This is a genomic window from Pseudoflavonifractor sp. An184 (genome assembly GCF_002160305.1).
GTDB classification, from domain to species: domain Bacteria; phylum Bacillota; class Clostridia; order Oscillospirales; family Oscillospiraceae; genus Lawsonibacter; species Lawsonibacter pullicola.
In genome coordinates this window covers 1-14,416 of record NZ_NFKI01000072.1, presented here as the reverse complement: position 1 = coordinate 14,416, position 14,416 = coordinate 1, and the positions used below count along the sequence as shown (strand labels likewise).

At 59.9% G+C, this 14,416-nt stretch carries 12 protein-coding genes; 4 read left to right on the top strand and 8 right to left on the bottom strand.

Annotated elements, in window-relative coordinates:
• Window positions 1–276 precede the first annotated feature (276 nt).
• The 4 genes from rnc to B5F19_RS15190 all read right to left on the bottom strand — a co-directional run bounded on the left by rnc (window position 277) and on the right by B5F19_RS15190 (window position 2,677).
• Entirely contained in the window at window positions 277–948 is a 672-nt protein-coding gene (rnc, locus tag B5F19_RS15205; protein WP_087292077.1) for a ribonuclease III, read from the bottom strand.
• A 93-nt stretch (window positions 949–1,041) separates the two neighbouring features.
• Window positions 1,042–1,275: an acyl carrier protein gene (gene acpP / locus B5F19_RS15200; RefSeq protein WP_087292074.1), complete on the bottom strand. Its 234-nt coding sequence runs from the start codon at window positions 1,273–1,275 to the stop codon at window positions 1,042–1,044.
• Between the two features lie 102 nt (window positions 1,276–1,377).
• Entirely contained in the window at window positions 1,378–2,424 is a 1,047-nt protein-coding gene (gene plsX / locus B5F19_RS15195) for a phosphate acyltransferase PlsX (protein ID WP_087292071.1), read from the bottom strand.
• A 1-nt stretch (window position 2,425) separates the two neighbouring features.
• Window positions 2,426–2,677 carry a helix-turn-helix transcriptional regulator gene (locus tag B5F19_RS15190; RefSeq protein ID WP_087292068.1) on the bottom strand — a complete coding sequence of 84 codons (252 nt, stop codon included), beginning with the start codon at window positions 2,675–2,677 and terminating at the stop codon, window positions 2,426–2,428.
• Between the two features lie 72 nt (window positions 2,678–2,749).
• Here B5F19_RS15190 and B5F19_RS15185 point away from each other — a divergent pair, with 72 nt between their 5' ends.
• Window positions 2,750–2,977 (top strand): hypothetical protein, encoded by a 228-nt coding sequence (locus tag B5F19_RS15185; RefSeq protein ID WP_087292065.1) that lies wholly within the window; start codon window positions 2,750–2,752, stop codon window positions 2,975–2,977.
• An 875-nt stretch (window positions 2,978–3,852) separates the two neighbouring features.
• On the opposite strand, the gene trmFO is transcribed toward B5F19_RS15185, so the two are convergent.
• The 3 genes from trmFO to dprA all read right to left on the bottom strand — a co-directional run bounded on the left by trmFO (window position 3,853) and on the right by dprA (window position 9,047).
• Window positions 3,853–5,157 carry a methylenetetrahydrofolate--tRNA-(uracil(54)-C(5))-methyltransferase (FADH(2)-oxidizing) TrmFO gene (gene trmFO / locus B5F19_RS15180; RefSeq protein WP_087292062.1) on the bottom strand — a complete coding sequence of 435 codons (1,305 nt, stop codon included), beginning with the start codon at window positions 5,155–5,157 and terminating at the stop codon, window positions 3,853–3,855.
• Window positions 5,158–5,257: 100 nt separating this feature from the next.
• A complete protein-coding gene (gene topA, locus B5F19_RS15175) occupies window positions 5,258–7,657 on the bottom strand; it encodes a type I DNA topoisomerase (protein WP_087292059.1) in 2,400 nt (799 codons plus the stop codon).
• Between the two features lie 178 nt (window positions 7,658–7,835).
• Complete coding sequence (dprA, locus tag B5F19_RS15170) at window positions 7,836–9,047, bottom strand: DNA-processing protein DprA (protein WP_087292056.1); 1,212 nt, start codon at window positions 9,045–9,047, stop codon at window positions 7,836–7,838.
• 113 nt (window positions 9,048–9,160) lie between these two features.
• On the opposite strand from dprA, the gene B5F19_RS15165 reads away from it, so the two are divergent.
• Window positions 9,161–10,420, top strand: a complete 1,260-nt coding sequence (locus B5F19_RS15165; RefSeq protein WP_087292053.1) for an MFS transporter — start codon at window positions 9,161–9,163, stop codon at window positions 10,418–10,420.
• Between the two features lie 30 nt (window positions 10,421–10,450).
• Here the strand turns inward: B5F19_RS15165 and B5F19_RS15160 are convergent, their stop codons facing one another.
• Complete coding sequence (locus B5F19_RS15160; protein ID WP_087292050.1) at window positions 10,451–11,215, bottom strand: RNA methyltransferase; 765 nt, start codon at window positions 11,213–11,215, stop codon at window positions 10,451–10,453.
• An 825-nt stretch (window positions 11,216–12,040) separates the two neighbouring features.
• On the opposite strand from B5F19_RS15160, the gene B5F19_RS15150 reads away from it, so the two are divergent.
• Both B5F19_RS15150 and B5F19_RS15145 read left to right on the top strand, forming a co-directional pair.
• A complete protein-coding gene (locus tag B5F19_RS15150) occupies window positions 12,041–12,595 on the top strand; it encodes a hypothetical protein (protein ID WP_087292044.1) in 555 nt (184 codons plus the stop codon).
• Between the two features lie 236 nt (window positions 12,596–12,831).
• Window positions 12,832–14,028: an ATP-binding protein gene (locus B5F19_RS15145; protein WP_087292042.1), complete on the top strand. Its 1,197-nt coding sequence runs from the start codon at window positions 12,832–12,834 to the stop codon at window positions 14,026–14,028.
• The last annotated feature ends 388 nt before the right edge of the window (window positions 14,029–14,416 follow it).

Genomic DNA, 14,416 nt, shown 5'->3' with positions numbered 1-14,416 from the left:
CTTGGACGCGCCGTTCGGCGCGGCTCGCTTCCCCTCGCAAGAGGCCGAACTGGACGGCTTTCAGCCGCCCAGCTTCGCGATGGCGGCCTTGGCCGCCATCTGTTCGGCCGCCCCAGAAAAGCTCCGCTTTTCCGGGTTCCCCTGCCTTTTCAATCCTCAGGCGGGCAGAGCCCGCCTTCCGGCAAGAAAATTTCCGGCTTTCAGCCGGAAATTTTGCTTGGACGCGCCGTTCGGCGCGGCTCGCTTCCCCTCGCAAGAGGCCGAACTGGACGGCTTTCAGCCGCCCAGCTTCGCGATGGCGGCCTTGGCCGCCATCTGTTCGGCCTCTTTTTTGCTGTGGCCTTTACCGGAGCCCACGGGGGTGCCGTTCAGGTCCACCTCCACGAAAAAGCGCTTGTCGTGGTCGGGGCCCTCCTCGCCGGTGAGGCGGTACTTGAGCACCTGGCCGCTCTCCCGCTGGACCAGCTCCTGGAGGGCGGTCTTATAGTCCCGGGAGCTGTTCAGCCCCTCGATCTCCCGGCAGAGGATATACCGCTGGATGATCTTCCGTGCCGATCCGATGCCGCCGTCCAGATAGACCGCCGCCAGCACCGCCTCCACCGCGTCGGCCTGGATGGAGGGCCGGTGCCGTCCGCCGCCGGACTCCTCCCCTTTGCCCAGGCGCAGGTACTCCCCCAGGTTCAGCTCTGCGGCCACCTCCACCAGGCTCTCCTCGCACACCAGAGCCGCCCGGGTGCGGGTCAGCTCCCCCTCGGGCAGGTCGGGGTGGTTGCGGTACAGGTGGTCGGCCACCACCATGCCCAAAATGGAATCTCCCAGAAACTCCAGCCGCTCGTTGCTCTGGAGCTTGCCCCGGCTCTCGTTGGCACAGGAGCTGTGGGTCAGGGCGTTTTCCAGCAGGGCCGGATTTTGGAACGTGTATCCCAGCTTTTCTTCTAACGTGGTCATTCGGCTCTCTCTCCTCTCCGATCAGGGCCGTCCGGACAAGCAAAACTCCGCCGGCGGCGGAGTTTTGATGGTATGTCCAGCATTGGGAGCTGATCAGTCGACTTTACTCTGCAGAAAATGGACCAGGTCTCCCACCGTCTTTACCGAGGCGGTGTCCTCTTCGGTGAGCTCGCCGATGTCGAACTCCTCCTCAAGCGCCATGGTCAAATCCACCAGATCCACAGAATCCGCGTTCAAATCGTCCTCGAAGGAGGTATCCATGGTGATGGAATCGGCATCCACATTGAACTGCTCTGCGATCAGTGCGCATACTTTTTCAAAAATCATAGCTGACTGCTCCTTTTGCTTGTGCGTACCGGCACGTTTTTCTTTCCTTACTATATGCAGAATCCCCCGCCCTGTCAATAGTCAAATGGGAATTTCTCCGCATCACTCGTGTCTGCCGCCCTCCAGTTCCACGGGGTCCAGCCGCATGACGTCGATGTTGGCCGCGATATTTTCGATGATCCCGGAGGAGGCCACCTGGCTGGCCTGGCGAACGGCGTTCTGGATGGCCAGGGCGTCGGAGGAGCCGTGGGCCTTGATCACCGGCTTGGAGATGCCCAGCAGGGCGGTGCCCCCCACTTCGCTGGAGCTCATCATCTTTTTCAGATTTTTCAGCCCGTCGGCCACCAGCACGGCGGCCAGCTTGGTCAGCGCCCCCTTCAGGAACATCTTTTTCAGTTCCTTGGCCAGATAGAGGCCGGTGCCCTCCATGGTTTTCAGGAAGATGTTCCCGGAGTAGCCGTCGGCCACGATCACGTCCACCGCGCCCTCCACGGCCTCCCGGGCCTCAATATTGCCCACGAAGTTGATGCGGCCCTCCTCCCCGGCCTTTTTCAGCAGGGGATATACCTCGGTCTGAAGATCGGTGCCCTTGGAGGGCTCCACGCCGATGTTCAGCAGGCCCACCTTGGGCTCGGGGCGGCCCAGCACATGCTCGGCGTAGTAGGAGCCCATATAGGCGAACTGGATCAGGTACTCCGGCGGGCACTTCACGTTGGCCCCCGCGTCGATGAGGATGGCCCCGCCGTTCCCGGTGGGCACCACGGGGGCCAGGGCCGCCCGGCGGATGCCCTTGATGCGCTTGATAAGCAGGGTGGCCGCCCCCAGCAGGGCGCCGGTGGACCCGGCGGACACGAAGGCGTCACCCTCCCCGTTTTTCAGCAGGTTCAGACCCACGGTGAGGGAGGAGTCCTTCTTCTCCCGGAAGGCGGTGGCCGGGTTGTCGCAGATCTCCACCACCTCGGAGGCGTGGGCGATCTCCACCCCCGCGGGCAGGTCCTGGATGCCGTTGTCCTTGAGCACCTTCAGGATGTCCTCCCCACGGCCCACCAGGGTGATGTCCACCCCGTACGCCTTGTTGGCCTGGATGGCCCCCATGACCGGAGCCTGGGGCGCGTTGTCGCCGCCCATGGCGTCCACGATGATCTTCATGTCAAGTTCCTTCTTTCTTCGGTGGTATCAAAGTCCTGGGCTCGTCGATCAAACCTAGGAGGTAGTCCGCTGAGACGTTGTAATGAGTACATATCGAAGCCAAGTTTTCAAACGAAGTCGTCCGACGGCCATTTTCAATATCACTAATCGCCGCCTGTGATACTCCGATGGCTTCGGCTAAATCTTTCTGCTGTTCTTTTGCATTTTTTCGCAGCTTTTTGACCCGCATACAGAAAATATCCTTGTGATACATGGGGCCTCCTCTTGACTAATATTTGTTTTCGCGATATAATATCGCCAATTCAAATATATAGGTGGTGTCAATATGATTCCAGAACTTCAAAAACTCTATTACTACGAAATTGACCACGCCCACCTGGACTTTGACTCCGACCCGGTCTATCAGGAGAAGATGGCCCGGGCTTTGGCCGAATTGGAAGCTCAGGAGCTCTCCCCCGCCCTCTTTTCCCTGCTGGATGCTGCAAATCAGATTTCCTTTACCCATGGCTTTCGTCTTGGGGTTTCCCTGGTTCGGTGGGCGCTGCGGGGATAAAGCACTTTTCTCGCAGGAGTTTCGCCGCCTGCGGGCGGCGACCTACTTTGCCCATGGCGGCAAAGTAGGCAAAACGCCACCGGGGACGCGTCCGATGGGCTACGGCTCCGCCTAGGCCCATAGGACCGCTTTCCCCGGCCCCCATTTTACGGGGGCCGCCAATTAGGCCGACTGGTAGGTCAACGCAAAGGCGCGGGCGGCTCAGCTGATTGGTTTCCGCTCTATCACCGCTGCCGCTGAGTTTTCAGTAACCTTTGAATGGCGCTTCTCCTGGTGGAAAGCGCGCCTTTTGGCGTGTCAGGGCTCAAGTGCGGCTCAATAGGACGGCGGGAGCGGAGACGTTTCCGGATTCCCGTAGGGGCGCATAGCATACGCCCGCCAGAATTCGCACCGGGAACACCGGGTGACCGCGAGGGTCGCCCATACAGACCTCATCCGCCTCGCTTCGCTCGGACCTTCCCCTAAAGGGAAAGGCATAAAATCGTATCTTCCTGCCTTCCCCTTTAGGGGAAGGTGCCCCGAAGGGGGCGGATGAGGTATCTCGAACCGGGTACCGTTGGCTCGGCAAACTCAGGCGCAGAACTTAAATCGCAACACCTGTAATTTTTGCAAACTCGGGGCCCCAATGGGCCCGGATTGAATTGCGGAAAGCCACTCAAATTTTGCGCGCCGGAAATATTGCAAAATCTAACAAGTACGCGTCCCCCGGCGATCCTCAAGGTGAAGAAAGCGGCACTCGCCGCCGGAGCGGCGAAACTCCCCTGCGACAAACGAAATCACGCTATCATCGCCCCCTCATCCGCCCCAGTGTGCGCACTGGGGCACCTTCCCCCCAGGGGGAAGGCTTTAAAAGGGGGAGGCGACTCCCCCTGCGATCAGGAAAGATCCAGCTTCTCCAACGCCTCCAAGGCCCGCTTGGACAGCTCGGCATTTTTGTTCCGCTTCCCCTTGACCCGATACCCCAGAGGCGGGATGAGCCCGAAGTTTACATTCATCGGTTGAAAGTGTACCACAGATTCCTCACTGATGTAAAGAGCCAACGCGCCCATGGCGGTCTCCTGGGGGAAATCAATGGGGGGCTTTCCCAGCAGCTCCCGGGCCAGCTCCATGGCCGTCAGGCACCCGGAGGCGGTGGACTCCACGTAGCCCTCCACCCCGGTGATCTGCCCGGCGAAGCGGACCCGGGGCTCGGTGCGCACCCGGTAGTACCGGTCCAGCAGCCGGGGGGAATCCAGGAAGGTGTTCCGGTGCATCACCCCGTAGCGCACATACTCGGCGTTTTTCAGGGCGGGGATCATGGAGAACACCCGCTTCTGCTCCGGCCACTTCAGGTGGGTCTGGAAGCCCACGATGTTGTAAATGGACCCCTGGGCGTTGTCCTTGCGCAGCTGCACCACGGCGAAGGGCTCCTTCCCCGTCTTGGGGTCCTTCAGGCCCACCGGCTTCAGGGGGCCGTAGCACAGGGTGTCCCGTCCCCGCCGGGCCATGACCTCCACGGGCATGCAGCCCTCAAATACCCCGGCGTCCTCAAAGCCGTGGACCTCCGCCTCCTGGGCGGTGGTGAGGGCCTCCCAGAATGCCTGGTACTCCTCCTGGGTGAGGGGGCAGTTGATGTAATCCGGGGTGCCCCGGTCGTACCGGGAGGCAAACCAGGCGCTGTCCATGTCCACGCTCTCAAAGGTGACCAGGGGGGCCGCCGCGTCGAAGAAGTGGAGGTAGCTGTTCTGGGGATACCGGCTGGCGATGGCCTGGGCCAGCGGGTCGGAGGTCAGCGGGCCGGAGGCCACGATCACATTTCCCTCCTCCGGGACGTCCAGCACCTCCCCCTCCACCACGGTGATGTTGGGGTGGCTGCGGATCTTCTCCGTGATGGCGGCGGAGAAGGCGTGGCGGTCCACCGCCAGGGCGCCCCCCGCCTCCACCCGGTGCTGGTCGGCGCAGGCCATAATGAGGGAGCCGCATCTGCGCAGCTCCTCCTTCAAAAGCCCCACCGCGTTCTCCAGCTGGTCGGAGCGCAGGGAGTTGGAGCACACCAGCTCCCCGAAATCCCCGCTGTGGTGGGCGGGGGTCATCTTTTGGGGCTTCATCTCCCGCAGCTCCACCGGAATGCCCCGCTGGGCTAGCTGCCAGGCCGCCTCGCTGCCGGCCAGACCGGCGCCGATCACGATCACAGGTTCCATGGGTTCCTCCTGTCTTTTGGGTCTCAATAATACCATCCGGCTTCCCCGCGGGGCTTCCGGTATGACTGAGGGGGCTCCCCCCTCGCGGGGGAGCCCCATTTTATTCTTTCTCCGCCTTCTTGGCCGCCGTCTTTTTCACCGCTGTGGACTTCTTTGCGGTGCTCTTGGCCGCGGTGGTCTTTTTGGCCGTTTTGGCAGAAGCCGTCTTCTTGGCGGCGGTCTTGGTGGTCTTCTTGGCCGTGGAAGTCTTGGAGGCCGTCTTTTTCGCCGCCGTCTTCTTGGCGGTGGGCTTCTTCTCCCCGGCCGCGGCGGTCTCCCCGGCGGCCTCTCCTCCCTCCACGGAAGCCTCGGTCTTTTTCCTCCAGCCGCCCCGCTTCTCCTCGGGGGTGAAGTTGGAACAGGCCTCATTGATGCAGAAGGGCTTCTTGAACCCCCGGCCGGACTTCTTGAACATAGTCCAGCCGCACACGGGGCAGTTGTCCTTCACCGGCACGTCCCAGGTCATAAAGTCGCACCGCTTGGACTCGTCCTTGCTGCTCAAATTCTCACAGCAGTAGTAGGTGTACTGCTTGCCGGTCTTTTTGCTCTTGCCGGTGCGTTTAAGGAGCCGCCCTCCGCACTTGGGGCACTTGCCCGGCATCTCCACCACAAGGGGCATGGTGAAGTCGCACTCCGGCCAGCCGGGACAGGCCAGGAAGCGGCCGAACCGCCCGGACTTGATCACCAGATTCCGGCCGCACTGGGGGCAGATCTCCTCGGAGACCTCATCGGGGACCTTGATGCGCTCCCCGTCCAGCTCCTGCTCCGCCTTGTGGAGCTCCGCCTCGAACTCGCCGTAGAAGTCGGAGAGGACTTTTTTCCAGTTGGTGGTGCCCTCCTCCACCTTGTCCAGCTCCTCCTCCATCTGGGCGGTGAAGGTGGGGTCCACGATGTCCTGGAACTTGTCCTTCATCAGACCGGTGACCACCTCGCCCAGGGGGGTGGGCCGGAGGGCGCGGCCCTCTTTGACCACATACTCCCGGTTGAGGATGGTGGAGATGGTGGGGGCGTAGGTGGAGGGGCGGCCGATGCCCTTCTCCTCCAGGGCCCGGATGAGGGTGGCCTCGGAGTAGCGGGCAGGGGGCTGGGTGAAGTGCTGCTCCTCCTTGGTGCCCTTCAGCTCCAGGGGCTCCCCCTCCTTCAGATCGGGGAGAGGCGACTGGGGGGCCTCCTCCTCGTCGTCCCGGCCCTCCTCGTACACGGCGGTGAAGCCGGAGAACTTCAGCTCAGACCGGCTGGCCCGGAAGGAGTAGCCGGCGGACTGGGCCTCGATGGAGACGCTGTCGTACACGGCGGAGGCCATCTGGCAGGCAAGGAACCGGCTCCAGATCAGCTTGTAGAGCCGGAACTGCTCGGTGGTCAGATCCTTCTTGATGTCCTCGGGCACCAGGGTCACGTCGGAGGGCCGGATGGCCTCGTGGGCGTCCTGGGCGGTGCCCTTGGTCTTGTAGTGCCGGGCCTTGGGGGGATAGTACTCCTGGCCGTAGCGGCTCTCAATGAACCCCTTGGCGGCGGCGATGGCCTCCTCGGACAGCCGCAGGGAGTCGGTACGCATGTAGGTGATGAGACCCACGGTGCCCTCGCCGGTGATGTCCACCCCCTCGTAGAGCTGCTGGGCAATGGACATGGTGCGGGCGGGGGTCATGTTCAGCTTCCGGGAGGCCTCCTGCTGGAGGGTGGAGGTGGTGAAGGGGGGCGCCGGGTTGCGCTGCTTGTCCTGGCGCTTCACCTTGGCCACCGACCAGGGGGCGTTCTTCACCGCCTGGACCACCGCCTCGGCCTCCTCCCGGCTGTTCAGGTCCATCTTCTTCTCCCGGCCGTGGAACATGGCCTGGAAGCCCCCCAGGTTGGGGGACACCCGGCTCAGGTCGGCCTGAATGGACCAGTACTCCTGGGGCTGGAAGGCGCGGATCTCCTCCTCCCGCTCCACCACCAGGCGGGTGGCCACTGACTGCACCCGGCCGGCGGACAGGCCCCGGCGGATCTTCTTCCACAGCAGGGGGGAGAGCTCATAGCCCACGATCCGGTCCAGGATGCGCCGGGCCTGCTGGGCGTCCACCAGATTCTGGTCGATGGCCCGGGGCTTGGCGATGGACTCGTTGACCACCTTCTTGGTGATCTCGTTAAAGGTCACCCGGTAGGTCTTGTCGTCGGGGATGTCCAGCAGCTCCTTCAGATGCCAGGAGATGGCCTCCCCCTCCCGGTCCGGGTCGGTGGCCAGATAGACTTTGCCGCTCTTCTTGGCCGCCTTCTTCAGGTCGCTGATGGTGTCCTCCTTGCCCTTGATGGGCTGGTAGTTGGGCTCAAAGCCGTGTTCCACGTCCACGCCCAGCTTGCTCTTGGGCAGGTCCCGGACATGGCCCATGGACGCCTTCACCTCATACCCCGGTCCAAGGTATTTCCCGATGGTCTTGGCCTTGGACGGGGACTCTACGATCACAAGATCGGTTTTTGCTGCCACGTTGATAAACCTCCACGATATTTGTTCAGATAGGAGATAGGAGTTTTCCAAACCCGGGGCGTTTCTCCTCCCATAGGAAGCCCGTCCAGTCCGGAGTCTGTGGAAGAGGAAGCCGGAACTTCTTTCGCAAGAATATCTCCTATCTTCTATCTCCTGACTCCTATCTGTTCCAAGCATATTATTCTTCCAGCACAACCAGGGAGGAAAACCGCCGCCCCGGGTGCTCCTGGACCGCGCCGTCCACCTGGAGCATGGTGAGGGCGGACAGCACCCGCCGGGCCGGGATCTGGGTCAGCTCCACCAGCTCGTCGGCGGTATAGGTCTTCTGCTTCTCCCCCAGTGTGTGGAGGATAGAGAGCTGGTCGTCGGTGAAGCGGGCCTTCTGCCGCTCCTTGGGGACCACCTCCCGCACCACCTCCGCCTTGGCGGAGGGCTCCTGCCGCTCCTCCCGGGGCTTCACCTGCTCCAGCCGCTGCTGGGCGGCCTCCGGGGACAGAGGGACCGCCTTGGAGAGCTTTTCCGGGAAGCGGTCCACGTATTCCTCCAAAATGTCCTGGGCACAGGTCACCGGGCGGGCCCCCTGGCGCAGCAGCCAGTTGGGCCCCTCGCTCATGGGGGCGTCGATGTTGCCCGGAATGGCGAACACGTCTCGGTTCTGCTCCATGGCGTGGTTGACCGTCAGCATGGTGCCGCTGTGCCGGGCGCACTCCACCGCCACCACGCCCAGGGCCAGGCCGCTGATGATCCGGTTGCGGACAGGGAAGTGCTCCCCGTTGGGCCGCGTCCCCGGGGGATACTCGCTGATGAGCGCTCCCGCCGCGGCCACGTCCTCATAGAGATACCGGTTCTGCCAGGGGTAGGGCACGTCCACCCCGCCGCCCAGCACGGACACCACCCGGCCTCCGCCCTGGAGGGCACCCTTCAGGGCGATGGAGTCGATGCCCTGGGCGATGCCGGAGACCAACAGCACCCCGTTTCGGGCCAGCTCCAGCCCCAGCCGGGCGGCCACCTTCTCCCCGTAGGGGGAGGGCTCCCGGGCGCCCACGATGCCGATGGCCGCCTCCTGGTCAAAGTGGAACAGGGTGCCACGGATGTACAGCACCGCCGGCGGGTCGGGGATCTCCCGGAGCCGCTCCGGGTAGTCCCCGTCCTGGAGGGTGAGCACCCGCAGTCCCAGGCGGTCGCACTCCCCCAGGATGCGGTCAGGCCCCTCCATCCCCTTCTCCCGCAGGGAGCTGCGGGCCAGGGCGGACAGGCCGGGAATCTGGTCGTACTGCTCCGGATCGGCATAAAATGCCCGCTCCGGGCTCCCGAAGTAGTCCAGCACCTGGAGCACGCCCCGGGCTCCCAGCCCCTTTCGGGTGGTCAGCCAGATCCAATCCTTCAACATGATGCGCGCCTCCTCTCCCGCTTGGAGCGGTTTTCTTTTCACAGACTTCACAAAATGCTTTACAATCTCATCCCCCGTGTGGTACATTGGGCACAAGAAATGAGGGATCACCGATGTCAACTTCTGTCTCTTCCCAGGCCGGGCGGGCGTCCGCCCGGCGGGCCTGGCTGGTATGCCTGGGATGCGGCCTGGCCCTGTTCACCGTTATGGGTCTGGGGGTCAACGCCTTCACCGTGTACCAGCCCTATCTGCTGGAGCTGGAGCACTTCACCAACGCCCAGGGCTCCTGGATCACCACCGCACGCAGCCTGTTCGGCATGCTGTCCATGGCCACGGCGGACGCCCTGTGCCGCCGCTATGGCCTGCGGCGGGTGATCGTGTCCGGGCTGGGCTGTTTCGTATTCTCCTACTTTCTGTTCGGCGCAGCCCACAGCTTTCTCTCCTACTGCGCCGCCGCAGTGTTCTCCGGGCTGGCCTACGGCTACGGGGGGATGGTCCCCCTCACCCTGGTGATCTCCCGGTGGTTTCAGGACCGGCGGGGCTTCGCCCTGGGTCTGATGGCCGCCGGAACGGGCATCTCCACCATCCTGGCCCCTCCCCTGCTCACCGCAGCCATCCAAAACGCCGGCCTGCGTTTCGCCTTCTGGGCGGAGGGTTTGTTCGGCCTGGCCCTCACCCTCCTGGTCCTGCTGCTTATCCGGGACCGGCCGGAGGATGTGGGGCTGGCCCCCTACACCACAGGCGCAACCTCCGTCAAGGCCGCTCCCCGGGAGAGCAGTCAAACACGGCTCCCGCCGGCCCTCTGGTGGGCGGCGGTGGCGGCCGCCTTCTTTACCGGCGGCCCCTGCGGCCCGGGCTTCTCCCATCTGTCTGTGCTCTACACCGCCGAGGGCTACCCCAGCGGCACGGTGGCCCTGCTGATCTCCTACTTCGGCATCATCCTGATGATCTCCAAGGTGCTCTACGGCACCCTCAGCGACGCGCTGGGCAGCCGGGCGGCCAATTATGTGACCTATGGGGCGGGCATTCTGGGCCTCTGTCTGTGCTGCCTGGCCTCCATTCCCAGCGTTCCGCTGGCGGCCGCCGCCTGCACCTTCACCGCCCTGGGGATGCCCCTCTCCTCCGTCTCCCTGTCCGTGTGGGCGGGGGACTTCAGCCGGGGGGCGGACTACGACCGGCTGGTGAAGTGGCTGTCCACCTCCTACATGCTAGGGGCCCTGGTCACCGGACCGGTGCCGGGCATCCTCGCCGACCGGTTCGGCAGCTATGTTCCCGCCTATCTGCTGTTTCTGGCGTCCCTGGTGTGCTCCATGGCCCTGATCCAGGGGGTATACTACAAGCTGGGAGTTGGGAAACGCCCCTCAAAATCCTGACCGTTCAAGCGGGCCGGGAGGCCCGCTTTTTTATGGGTTCCGGGCCATCTCCCACAGGACAATGGCGGCGGCCGCCGCCGCGTTCAGGGACTCGCACCTCTCCCGCATGGGGATCTTGATGGTCTGGACGCTGCGGGAGAGCAGTTCCGGAGAGACCCCGCTCCCCTCGCTGCCAATGACCACCGCCGCCCGGTCCAGGCGCGCCTGTTCCAATGAAACCGTGTCCTCCCGCAGAGCGGTGGCGGACAGGGGAATGCCGGAGCGCTCCAGCAGGGCGCACAGGCCGCCGGCGTCCGTCTCATACACCGGCAGGCGGAAGCAGGCCCCCATGGAGGAGCGCACCACCTTGGGGCTGTATGGGTCGGCGCAGTTTCCCACCAGGATCAGGCCGTCCGCCCCCAGGGCGTCGGCGGTGCGCCAGATGGTCCCCACGTTGCCCGGGTCCTGGACGCCGTCCAGCACCAGATACCGGTCCCCGGTCAGTATCTCCGGGGGCTCCGTCTCCGGAAGCCGGACCAAAAACAGGGCCCCCTGGGGGGTCTTCATGGGGGAGATGGTCTCCATCACGTCCCTGGGCACCTGAACTGCCCGCACCTCCCGGGGCAGGTTGGGGAGTTCCACCCCTTCCGACACCACCACGGTGGTGAGGGGGGCGTGCCACTTCAGGGCCTCCTCCAACAGTTTCCTTCCGTCCCCCAGGTACTCCCCCGCCGCCCGGCGGTCCCGGCCGCTTCCGGCGGCCAGCTTTCGAATCCGGGTGAGCAGAGGATTTTTCCGGCTGGTGATCCACTCCATTGGGTCGCTCCTTCTATCTATTTTCCAGGGATGCGCAGAAAGGCATACCAATGGGAAACTTTCCCATTGGTATGCCATATTTGCGTCAATCCAACGGTTTCATGGTGGGGAACACCCCTCCGGTCTCTTCATCCGGTTTCGTCACGGCCTGACGTGTTGAAAACGCACCATTTTTACGAGGTTTTTCTAACTTTTTGGGTTCCATAGGATGTCCTCCTGTGCCGTCTGGTTCGGGGCAAAAGTTGTGAAAAAATTGTAGAAAGTTGTATTGGCACAAAATCGGCTCAATATCGACTTCAAATTGGCACAGCGAATGGTTGCATTGTTTGAAAAGACGTCATTGTAAAATTGCCCCATTTGCAGTAAAGCCTGTATGAGTCCCGCACAGGATTGCCTTGCAGATTCATACAGAAACAAGTATAGCATAAGCCTCAAAGATGTTCAAGTCAACGGTTTTTTCGTTGGCGCACTCAATTTCATACCTTATATATAAAAAGGAGAAAGCCATGCCAACCTATCAATTACAAATTAAACAGATTGTGGACTACCCACGCTGCCGGATCTACCAGCAGTTTATCCGCTTTCTGATGGAGGACCGGAGCATTCGCGTAAGCGGGGGCTCCGGCCTTTTTTGCGGCACTTTTGATTGTCACGCATTACAAGTTAGATCCCTATTCGGGCTGCTGCCGGGAAGGTTTACTACACCGCGCGCATGAACAGTACTTGCTGCGCTTTGGGCTTGTTCTTCTGTACGGAAACTAGCAGGTCGCCACTTTTGAACTTACACTCTCTCCCTCGGTGGAGAATTGAACAGGAGGTCTTACCATGAAGAAATTTGTTGAAAAAGATGTCGCAGAGAACCCTCTGTACCATGATACCTGGAAACTGCTGAAAAAATATCGCGACGTGGTTTGGAACTTGGAGATTTCCGTCCAGCATGTGCGGGCCAAGTTCGAGATCGAATACGGTACCTCCATCGAAGAATTTCTGGATTCCGTTTACCTGGCTGGCGCAGACCTGAACGGGAGTGACATTGAGCACCATGCCAAGTGCATTGAGCGCAGCCACAAGATGCTGAAGCTCCTGGATTCGACAGTCGAATTGCTCCGTACCCGGCATAAGAACGGCGAGGCATATTACTGGCTGCTGTACTACTCCTTCCTCTCCCCTCAGCAGCTGAAGAATGTGGAGGAAATCATCGAGAACCTGCGTCCGCACATCCGGGACATCTCCTTCCGCACCTACTACCGCAAGCGGCGGGAGGCCATTGACGCCCTTAGTTCAGTGCTGTGGGGCTACACCTCCAAGGACAGTCTGGATGTGCTGGAACAGTTTTTCCCGGGCACAAAGCCTGCCGGGAATCGCGCAGACAACCGTTAACTTAGAGCTAATTTGATTCGCGTCCCCAAAATATATTTAGCAGCGCCTGTGGAGTGACAATTCGCTGCTCCACAGGCTTGTTTTTTCTCATTGACCTTTTGGGGGTATACATTATATATTTTTCCATAACAAGTTGTTTTTTAGTTCTCCCGTCTAAGATTTTATCTTTTGTTTGCGTTGTTTTTTCACAAAAAGTGGGTTATAATTGGTAAAACCTTGGTATTGGGATGTTACTTATGCTGATTCAATTTAGTGTAGAGAATTTTCTATCTATTAAAGAAAAAGTTGTACTATCCCTGCTGGCCAGCAAGGATAATGAGCATCCAAATCATCTTATCGCAGATGAAACCAACCGCTATTTGAAGTCTGCTGTCATTTATGGGGCCAATGCTTCAGGGAAGTCCAATGTTCTGAACGCATTTTGTTTTATGGTAAACTATGTGCTGACTTCACATAACCAGCAGATTCATAAGGCCATTGATCGTTCACCCTTCAAGTTTGATCCGGAAACACCCACGCGCCCCAGCAGTTTTGAGGTCATCTTTACCACCAAGGATATTCGATATGCGTACGGCTTTTCTGTAACAGATAGGGCTGTTACAGAAGAATACCTATATTACTATCCTAACGGCAGAAAGGCGCTTATTTTTGAGCGAAAAAACGTCAAAGATTTTCGTTTTACGGTGGATATAGATGAGCAAAATACGCTCAAGGAGCGCACCTCTGCGAACAAGCTCTACCTGTCGGTTGCATCAAACTGGAGTTACCCCAAAGTGACCCCGGTTTTGGAGTGGTTTGCTTCCTGCCAAATCATCACGAAGAATTCTGCGGCGGATGCTTACAGGCTTGAGGCAGAACAGCTGAAAGATGCTGATTACCGGCGTGCGATCGCCTCTATGCTGCGTGCTGCAGATTTTGGGATACAGGCTCTGCAAATGCGCGATTCAGGTCCTGCTCTCTCTCAACACAGTGACATCTTTACAAATATCGAGGCCATTCACACGGTACGAGACACCAACGGGAATACATTTGCCTATGCGTTAAATATGGCAGAGGAATCCGACGGCACCAACAGTTATTTCAAACTGATCGGCGTTGTGAAAAAGACTTTAGACCAAGGAACGCTTCTTGTGACTGATGATATGGATGCACACCTGCATCCTCTCTTGGCCATGCATCTGGTTTCCCTATTTGACAGCGCAGAATTCAATCCCAAAGGTGCTCAGTTGATTTTCACATCCCACAGCACCAATCTTCTTGATCTGGATTTGTTGAGAAGAGATCAAATTTGGTTCACAGAAAAAGGCGAACAGACAGCGGCCACCGATTTATTCTCCCTTTACGATTTTTCCGTTCGCAAAGATATGAAAGTGGAGAAGGGATATTTGATCGGTCGTTTTGGTGCGATTCCCTTTATCAAGGGAGGGCTATAAAATGACACGCGGACAGCAACGCAGAAATCGAAAACCTGCGATACAGAGGCCCCATGAGATCAGAAAATCTCATGGGGCCTTTTAGATTTCCACCTAAACCCATGCCATGGATGAGTATTCTCAGCCATGGTCGCTGTACTCTCTTCTCCATCTGTGATATGTTTGACTTGTTAGAGAATGAATTTTTTATTCAATCAGATTTTTCTTTCCTTGCTGCAGAATTTTCAGAAGTTTTTCCTATTTACTGGTTGAAGTAATCATTCCAGTCTTACTACAATCAGTCCAATGGTATTAAGTCAAGAGGGTGATTCACGGAAACAACAGAAGAAAACGCCATAGGAGAGCTATGTGAGCAGCCAAAAGGCAACACCAACCAAAGCCCTGCCCC